The sequence below is a fragment of the Streptomyces sp. NPDC058955 genome, assembly GCF_042741435.1.
GTDB lineage: Bacteria > Actinomycetota > Actinomycetes > Streptomycetales > Streptomycetaceae > Streptomyces.
Genome location: NZ_JBHYKM010000097.1, coordinates 1 through 7,727 on the forward strand (window position 1 = coordinate 1; position 7,727 = coordinate 7,727).

Genomic DNA, 7,727 nt, shown 5'->3' on the forward strand with positions numbered 1-7,727 from the left:
CGCGACGACCGCCGTGACGAGCGTCGCGACGACCAGCGCGGCGGCTTCCGTCGCGACGACCGTCGTGACGACAACCGTGGCGGTGGTGGTTTCCGTCGTGACGACCGTGGTGGCGACCAGCGCGGTGGCGGTTTCCGCCGTGACGACAGCCGTGGTGGCGGTGGTTTCCGTCGGGACGACCGTCGCGATGAGCGTCCGTCGTCGTTCCGTCGGGACGACCGTCCGTCCTACCCGCGCGACGACCGCCGTGACGAGCGTCGCGACGACCAGCGCGGCGGCTTCCGTCGCGATGACCGTGGTGGCGACAACCGTGGCGGCGGTGGCTACCGTCGTGACGACCGTGGTGGCGACCAGCGCGGTGGCGGTTTCCGTCGCGATGACAGCCGTGGCGGTGGCGGCTACCGGGGTCGTGACGACCGGGGTGGCGACCGTGGCGGGTACCGGGGTCGTGACGACCGGGGTGGGTACGGGCGTCGGGACGACCGGGGCGAGCGGAGCGACCGCGCGCCGATCAAGCGGCTGCCGATCCCGCCGGAGGTCACCGGTGAGGAGATCGACCCCGATGTGCGCCAGGAGCTGATGAGCCTCCCCAAGGGGCTCGCCGACGACGTGGCCCGCAACCTCGTCATGGTCGCGCAGCTGATCGACGAGGACCCGGAGAAGGCGTACGGCTACTCCCGGGTCGCGCTGCGGCTCGCCTCGCGCGTCGCCGCCGTCCGCGAGGCCGCCGGCTTTGCCGCGTACGCCAACCAGAAGTACTCCGAGGCGCTGGCCGAGTTCCGGGCCGCGCGGCGGATGAGCGGTGGCGTCGACCTGTGGCCCGTGATGGCCGACTGCGAGCGCGGCCTCGGCCGGCCCGAGCGGGCGCTGGCCATGGCCGGCGAGCCCGAGGTGCAGAAGCTCGACAAGGCCGGGCAGGTCGAGATGCGGCTCGTCGCCGCCGGCGCCCGCCGGGACATGGGGCAGCTCGACGCCGCCATCGTGACCCTGCAGAGCCCCGAGCTCGCGTCCAGCGCCAACCACCCGTGGACCGCGCGGCTGCGGTACGCCTACGCCGACGCCCTGCTCGCCGCCGGGCGGGAGCAGGAGGCGCGTGAGTGGTTCGCCAAGGCCCTGGAGGCCGACAAGGACGGCGCCACGGACGCCTCCGACCGGCTCGCCGAGCTGGACGGTGTCGAGTTCGTCGACGCCTTCGACGACGAGTCGGACGCCGAGAACGAGGCCGACGACGCGGACGACGCGGACGCGGGCGAGGACATCGACGCCGACGACGTGGACGACGAGAACGACGAGGGCTGAGACCCTCTGACGTGACGAAGGGGCGGCACCCACCGGGTGCCGCCCCTTCGGCGTCCGTACGCCCCCGTCCGTCAGTCCAGGGCGAGGCTGCGGAGGACCAGGCCCGTCGCCGGCTTCGGGCCGAACGAGGTCGACTTGCGGGGCATCGTGACGCCCTGGCGGGCCAGGTCGCGGACGACCTCCTCCCGGACCGGGTGCATCAGGACGGCCGTGCCGCCGCGGCGCTCGGCCTGGGCGACGGCCGCCGCCGTGTCGTGGATGTAGGCGATGTCCTCGGGGGCGTCCGGGACGCGCCAGACGTGCTCCAGGAGCGTGGCGTGGAGGACCGTCGCGTCCAGGGTCCGCCAGGCCTCCGGGCGGTCGGCGCGGACCGTGCGGGCCAGCAGGGCCGGGTCCGGGCGGTCCAGGAGGTGGAAGGCGCCGTCGCCGGCCAGGAGGAAGGCGTTGCCCTCCGCCGTGGCCTCGGCCAGGGCCTCCAGGGCCTCCGGCAGGGGGCGCTCGAGGCGGCGGACCCGGAAGGAGTCGCCGACGGCCGCCAGGGCGTCCGCGACCGGCAGCCGGCTCAGCAGACGGTGGATCGCGCGGACCCGCAGCGGATAGCGGACCGTGTCGATGAGCAGCACCAGGCCCTGGTTCCAGGGGCCCGGCGAAGGCCGCTCGTCGCGGAGCCGCAGATAGGTCGCCCAGCGGTGGTGCCCGTCGGCGATCAGTGCCTGGTGGCGGGCGAGTTCGGTGGTGACCGCCGCCTGCTCGGCGGGATCCGTGACCGCCCACAGCCGGTGGTGGAAACCGTCCTCGGTCGTCGTCGAGAGCAGCGGCTCGCGCAGGATCGCCCGCTCCACGACCGCGTCCGCGCCGTCGCCGGTGCCCGGATAGGTCAGGAGCAGCGGTTCCAGATTGGCGGCCGTGGAGCGCATCAGGGCGGCGCGGTCCTCGACCACGTGCGGCATGACGTCCTCGTGGGGGAGGACGACGCCCTCGTCGGGCGTGGTGAGTTCGAGCGCGCCGATGATGCCGCGCTGGAGGATGCCGTCGCCGCGCTGCTCGTACACGTACAGCGCGGGGCTCGGGTCGGGGGCGAGGACGCCGTCGGCCAGCCAGCGGTCCATGGTCACCGCCGCCTTGCGGTGGCGGGTGCCGGCGGTGACCGCCTGCGGGAGGATCAGCCGGACGATGTTGTGCGGGTCCGCCGACTCCAGGTGCATGAGTCCGTCAGGTCGTACGACGACGTCATAGGGCGGGGACGTGACGGCCGCGAGGCTGCCGACCCGATCGGGGACGTACCGGATGCCCCGGAACGGGTGCAGGCGCAGCCCCGGGGTGTCGTCGCGGACGTCGCTGGCCGCGTGACCTGAGGTGTTCATCTCGTCATCGTAGGCGTGCGGTGGCGATGCGCGATGATCGGGGGAGCGGGGATCGTCGGAACGGTGAGTGAGGAGCAGGGGTCATGGCGCGAGACGGCCAGGAGCGGCGGACGGAACGGGGCCGGCCCGGCGGCAGCGCGGTCGCGCTGAGCGCGGCGTACGACACGGCGCTGCTCGACCTCGACGGGGTCGTGTACTTCGCGGGCGGGGCGGCGATCCCGTACGCCGTGGAGGCGCTCGGGGCGGCGCGGGACGGCGGGATGCGGCTCGCGTACGTGACGAACAACGCGCTGCGGACGCCGGACGCGGTGGCGGCGCACCTCACCGAGCTGGGGGTGCCGGCCGCGGCCGGGGACGTCGTCACCTCGGCGCAGGCCGTGGCCCGGCTCGTCGCCGAGGACGTGCCGGAGGGCTCCCGGGTGCTCGTCGTCGGCGGCGAGGGGCTGCGGGTCGCGCTGCGCGAGCGGGGGCTCGTCCCCGTCGAGTCGGCCGACGACGAGCCGGTCGCCGTCGTGCAGGGGTACGGCGGTCCGGACATGGCCTGGGGGCGGTTCGCGGAGGCGGCGTACGCGGTCGGGCGGGGCGTGCCCTGGTACGCGTCCAACACCGACCTGACGATCCCGGGCGCGCGCGGCATCGGGCCGGGGAACGGGGCGGCCGTCGAGGTCGTGCGGATCGCCACCGGCGGCCGGGTCGAGCCCGCGGTGGCGGGGAAGCCGCAGCCGCCGATGCACCGGGAGACCGTGCTGCGGACCGGGGCCGAGCGGCCGCTGGTCGTCGGGGACCGGCTGGACACCGACATCGAGGGCGCGTTCAACGGAGGCGTCGACTCGCTGCTCGTGCTGACCGGGGTCACTGACGTGGCGACGCTGCTCGCGGCCGTGCCGGAGCACCGGCCGACGTATGTGGCGGCCGATCTGCGGGGGCTGCTCGTCGGTCAGCCGGAGGTCGAGGCGGACGGCGACGGCGGGTTCCGGTGCGGCGGGTGGCGGGCCTCGGTGAGCGGGGACGCGCTCGTCCTGGAGGGCCCGGCGGGCGCCGACGCGCTCGACGGGGTGCGGGCGCTGTGCGGGGCGGCGTGGACGTGGGCCGGGTCCGGTGCGTGCGGGCTCGACGCGGGGAAGGCGCTGGCGCGGCTCGGTCTTTAGGGCCGGTGGGCCTTCCGGGGCGGGACGGGCCGGGATTCGGGGCCACCGGCCCCTCCTCGGTCAAAGTTGGGTAGGCTAACCTAACTCCGTGTTGGTCGAGAGTCCCTCCCGTACGAGCGCGGAGCCGACAGGTCCCGGGCAGTCGCCGAAGCGCCGGAACTCCGCGCGCGCCCTCGGGCTGCTCGCGGCGGTCGGTGCCCTGCTGCTGGTCTGTGTCCTCAGCGTCATGATCGGCGCCAAGCCGGTGCCGATCGGCGACGTGTGGCACGGGCTGTTCCAGAACAGCGGCGTCGGCAACGACGTCGTCATCCACGACGTGCGCGTGCCGCGCACCCTGCTCGGGCTGCTCGTCGGCCTGGCGCTCGGCCTGGCCGGCGCGGTGATGCAGGGGCTGACCCGCAACCCGCTGGCGGAGCCCGGGCTGCTCGGGGTCAACGCCGGTGCCGCGGCGGCCGTGGTGTCCGCCATCGCCTTCCTCGGCGTCGACGACGTCCGGGACTACGTGTGGTTCGCCTTCGTCGGCGCCGCCGTCGTCTCCGTCGTCGTGTACGTGCTCGGCGGCAGCCGCAGCGCCACCCCGGTGCGGCTCGCGCTCGCCGGGACGGCCGCCACCGCCGCCCTGTACGGCTACGTCAACGCCGTCCAGCTGCTCGACTCGGCCGCCCTCGACCGGCTCCGCTTCTGGACGGTCGGCTCGCTGGCCTCGGCCGACATGGAGACCGTCGGCCGGGTCGCGCCGTTCATCCTGGTCGGCGCCGTGCTGGCGCTGGCGATCGCCCGGCCGCTCAACGCGATGGAGATGGGCGACGACTCCGCCCGCGCGCTGGGCGTGAGCATCAACCGGACCCGGATCGTCGCCATGGTCGCCGTCACCCTGATGTGCGGGGCCGCGACCGCCGCCTGCGGACCGATCGTCTTCCTCGGCCTGATGGTGCCGTACATGGTCCGCGCGATCACCGGCCCCGACATGCGCTGGATCCTGCCGTACGCGGCCGTGCTCGCGCCGGTGCTGCTGCTCGGCTCCGACGTCCTCGGCCGGGTCGTCGTCCGGCCCGCCGAACTCCAGGTCGGCATCGTGACCGCCCTCGTCGGCGGGCCCGTCTTCATCCGACTCGTACGCCGCAAGAGGATGGCCCAGCTGTGACCACCAAGACCCTGCGGACCGGCGGCGGACTCTCCCTGCGGTACGCGCCGCGGGCCGCGCTCTCCGGCCTCGGGCTGATCCTGCTCACCCTCGGCGTCGCCACCGTCCTCGTCTGCACCGGCGACTTCCCGATGACCCCGTCCGAGGTCCTCGACACCCTCCTCGGCCGGGGCACGGTCGTCCAGGAGTTCGCGGTCATGGAGCTGCGGCTGCCGCGGGTCCTCGTCGCGATCCTGGTCGGCGCCGCGCTCGCCCTCGGCGGGGCGGTCTTCCAGTCGATCTCCCGGAACCCGCTCGGCAGCCCCGACGTCATCGGCTTCGGCCAGGGCGCCACCGTCGGCGCGCTCACCGTCATCGTGCTCTTCCAGGGCAGCGCCGTCGCCACCGCCCTCGGCGCCGTCGTCGGCGGTGTCCTCACCGGCGCCGTGATCTACCTGCTCGCCTGGAAGCGGGGCGTGCACGGCTACCGCCTCGTGCTGGTCGGCATCGGCGCCGCCGCCATGCTCACCTCCGTCATCCACTACCTCATCACCAAGGCCGACCTGGTGGACGCCACCCGCGCCACCGTGTGGATGACCGGCTCGCTCGACGGCCGCGACTGGACCCAGTTCTGGCCGCTGCTCGCCGTCTGCGCCGTGCTCGTACCGCTCGTCCTGGGCCACGGCCGGGCGCTGCGGATGCTGGAGATGGGCGACGACGCCGCGTACGCCCTCGGCGTGAAGGTCGAGCGCACCCGGATCGTGCTGATGGCCTCCGCCGTACTGCTCGTCGCCGTCGCCACCTCGGCGGCCGGGCCCATCGTCTTCGTCTCCCTCAGCGCCCCGCAGCTGGCCCGCCGGCTCACCCGCGCGCCCGGCCCCAACCTGGCGGTCTCCGCCGTCATGGGCGCCGCGCTGCTGCTGTGCGCCGACTGGATCGCCGGCAACGCCTTCGGCGACCGCCAGCTGCCCGTCGGTGTCATCACCGGCATCCTCGGCGGCTGCTACCTCCTCTGGCTGCTCGTCAGCGAGCGCAAGGCGGGCCGGATATGACCACGAACGAGAGCACCATGGACCAGGACACCAGGAGCACGCCCATGAGCGGTCGGCAGCAGCAGCGCCTCGGGGCCGAGTCGGTCACCCTCGCGTACGAGCAGCGGGTCATCGCCCGCGACCTGTCCGTCGAGATCCCGGACAACTCCTTCACCGTCATCGTCGGGCCCAACGCCTGCGGCAAGTCCACCCTGCTGCGCGCCCTCTCCCGGATGCTGAAGCCGACGCAGGGCCGGGTGCTCCTCGACGGGCAGTCGATCCACTCGCTGCCGGCGAAGAAGGTCGCCCGGACCCTCGGCCTGCTGCCGCAGTCGTCCATCGCGCCCGACGGCATCACCGTCGCCGACCTCGTCGCCCGCGGCCGCTACCCGCACCAGGGCCTGCTGCGCCAGTGGTCGCCCGAGGACGAGCGGATCGTGCGGGAGTCGATGGAGTCGACCGGCGTCGCAGAGCTCGCCGACCGGTTCGTCGACGAGCTCTCCGGCGGCCAGCGCCAGCGGGTGTGGATCGCCATGGCCCTCGCCCAGCAGACCCCGCTGCTGCTGCTCGACGAGCCGACCACGTACCTCGACATCCAGCACCAGATCGACGTCCTCGACCTCTGCGCCGAGCTGCACGAGACGCAGGGGCGGACGCTCGTCGCCGTCCTGCACGACCTCAACCACGCGGCCCGGTACGCCACCCACCTCATCGCCGTGCGCGGCGGCGAGGTCGTCGCCCAGGGGCCGCCGTCCGAGGTGGTCACCGCCGAACTGGTCGAGCTGGTCTTCGGGCTGCGCTGCCAGGTCATCGACGACCCGGAGACGGGCACCCCGCTGGTCGTCCCGGCCGGGCGGCAGGCGCGGGCCCGGCGGACCGCCCGGGCGGCCGAGGCCGTGCCGGAGCCCGCCCTACAGAAGTGAGCGGAGCCGCAGCAGGTCGCGGAAGCCGGCCTCCAGCCTGACCCGGCCGGAGGCCCACGCCTTCGCGAAGTTCAGCCCGCCGTTCACCATCGCGACCAGGTCGTCGCCGGTCATCGCCAGCCGGATCTGCGCCTTGTGGGGCGGCGGCCCCTCCACCGTCGACTCCACAACCATCCGGCCGCCGGCGAGCCGGCCGGTGAAGGTCGTGTCGAGGTCCGTCAGGTGGCAGCTCAGGGTGCGGTCGAGCGCCGCGGCGCCCCGGACGGAGCCGTCCGCCCCCGCGAGGTTCTCCGCCAGCTTGTCGAGTGCGTCGCGGCACTCCGTGATCGTCGCCATCGCCGTCGACCGTACCCCAGGGCTTCGCGATAGCGTCGGGGCATGGACGAAGCGATGAGGGACACCGGTACGGACACCGGTACGGATCCGGCGGCGGACGGGCCCGCGGCCGCCGCCCCGCTGGGGCTGCCCCGGGAGCCCACCGGGCTGCCGGCCGTCGACGCGCTCGTCGAGCGGCTGGGCGAGGCCGACCACCTCCCGGCGGACGGACACCTCGCGGTGTACGAGGATGTACACCGAGGACTGCGCGCCGAGCTGACCTCGCTCGACGCGCACCCCGCCCCCGCACCCCGTCCGCACGACCCCAGGAGCTGAACCCACCGTGGCAGGAGTGGCACGCCGCCGCCTCGACGCCGAGCTGGTCCGGCGCAAACTCGCCCGCTCGCGCGAGCACGCCAGCCAGCTGATCGCCGCGGGCCGGGTGACCGTCGGCAAGACCGTCGCCACCAAGCCCGCCACCCAGGTCGAGACCGCCGCGGCGATCGTCGTCACCCAGGACGACG

Annotated in this window: 8 protein-coding genes and 2 pseudogenes; 8 read left to right on the forward strand and 2 right to left on the reverse strand. The window is 74.4% G+C overall.

Features of this window, described 5'->3' with window-relative positions; genetic code table 11:
• Positions 1–580: pseudogene (locus ACFW1I_RS28945) on the forward strand (hypothetical protein); the annotation flags it as partial.
• Positions 520–1,299 (forward strand): hypothetical protein, encoded by a 780-nt coding sequence (locus tag ACFW1I_RS28950; protein ID WP_384675441.1) that lies wholly within the window; start codon positions 520–522, stop codon positions 1,297–1,299. The pseudogene ACFW1I_RS28945 and the gene ACFW1I_RS28950, both read left to right, overlap by 61 nt.
• Before the next feature lie 71 nt (positions 1,300–1,370).
• Here the strand turns inward: ACFW1I_RS28950 and ACFW1I_RS28955 are convergent, their stop codons facing one another.
• Entirely contained in the window at positions 1,371–2,663 is a 1,293-nt protein-coding gene (locus ACFW1I_RS28955; RefSeq protein WP_384675396.1) for a DUF1015 family protein, read from the reverse strand.
• Between the two features lie 83 nt (positions 2,664–2,746).
• Here ACFW1I_RS28955 and ACFW1I_RS28960 point away from each other — a divergent pair, with 83 nt between their 5' ends.
• From ACFW1I_RS28960 to ACFW1I_RS28975, 4 genes are all read left to right on the forward strand, one after another.
• Positions 2,747–3,811, forward strand: coding sequence for an HAD hydrolase-like protein (locus tag ACFW1I_RS28960; protein ID WP_384675398.1), 1,065 nt, complete (start codon positions 2,747–2,749; stop codon positions 3,809–3,811).
• Positions 3,812–3,899: 88 nt separating this feature from the next.
• On the forward strand, positions 3,900–4,955 hold the full coding sequence (locus ACFW1I_RS28965) for an iron chelate uptake ABC transporter family permease subunit (RefSeq protein ID WP_384675400.1): 1,056 nt from the start codon (positions 3,900–3,902) through the stop codon (positions 4,953–4,955).
• Positions 4,952–5,986: a FecCD family ABC transporter permease gene (locus ACFW1I_RS28970; protein ID WP_384675402.1), complete on the forward strand. Its 1,035-nt coding sequence runs from the start codon at positions 4,952–4,954 to the stop codon at positions 5,984–5,986. Before ACFW1I_RS28965 ends, ACFW1I_RS28970 begins: the two co-directional genes overlap by 4 nt.
• A 17-nt stretch (positions 5,987–6,003) precedes the next feature.
• Positions 6,004–6,888, forward strand: a complete 885-nt coding sequence (locus ACFW1I_RS28975) for an ABC transporter ATP-binding protein (RefSeq protein WP_384675443.1) — start codon at positions 6,004–6,006, stop codon at positions 6,886–6,888.
• Here the strand turns inward: ACFW1I_RS28975 and ACFW1I_RS28980 are convergent.
• Positions 6,877–7,224 carry an SCP2 sterol-binding domain-containing protein gene (locus ACFW1I_RS28980; RefSeq protein WP_384675404.1) on the reverse strand — a complete coding sequence of 116 codons (348 nt, stop codon included), beginning with the start codon at positions 7,222–7,224 and terminating at the stop codon, positions 6,877–6,879. The genes ACFW1I_RS28975 and ACFW1I_RS28980 overlap by 12 nt on opposite strands.
• 42 nt (positions 7,225–7,266) lie before the next feature.
• Between ACFW1I_RS28980 and ACFW1I_RS28985 the strand changes: the two genes are divergently transcribed.
• Positions 7,267–7,539, forward strand: coding sequence for a hypothetical protein (locus tag ACFW1I_RS28985; RefSeq protein ID WP_384675406.1), 273 nt, complete (start codon positions 7,267–7,269; stop codon positions 7,537–7,539).
• 7 nt (positions 7,540–7,546) lie between these two features.
• Positions 7,547–7,708, forward strand: a pseudogene (locus ACFW1I_RS28990) (S4 domain-containing protein); the annotation flags it as partial.
• Positions 7,709–7,727: the final 19 nt, after the last annotated feature.

What these genes read in the sequence shown, in the direction of transcription:
- ACFW1I_RS28960 (WP_384675398.1), top strand. Translation starts at nt 2,747, where the DNA reads ATGGCGCGAGACGGCCAGGAGCGGCGGACGGAACGGGGCCGGCCCGGC.
- ACFW1I_RS28975 (WP_384675443.1), top strand. Translation starts at nt 6,004, where the DNA reads ATGGACCAGGACACCAGGAGCACGCCCATGAGCGGTCGGCAGCAGCAG.
- ACFW1I_RS28955 (WP_384675396.1), bottom strand. Translation starts at nt 2,663, where the DNA reads ATGAACACCTCAGGTCACGCGGCCAGCGACGTCCGCGACGACACCCCG.
- ACFW1I_RS28985 (WP_384675406.1), top strand. Translation starts at nt 7,267, where the DNA reads ATGGACGAAGCGATGAGGGACACCGGTACGGACACCGGTACGGATCCG.
- ACFW1I_RS28980 (WP_384675404.1), bottom strand. Translation starts at nt 7,224, where the DNA reads ATGGCGACGATCACGGAGTGCCGCGACGCACTCGACAAGCTGGCGGAG.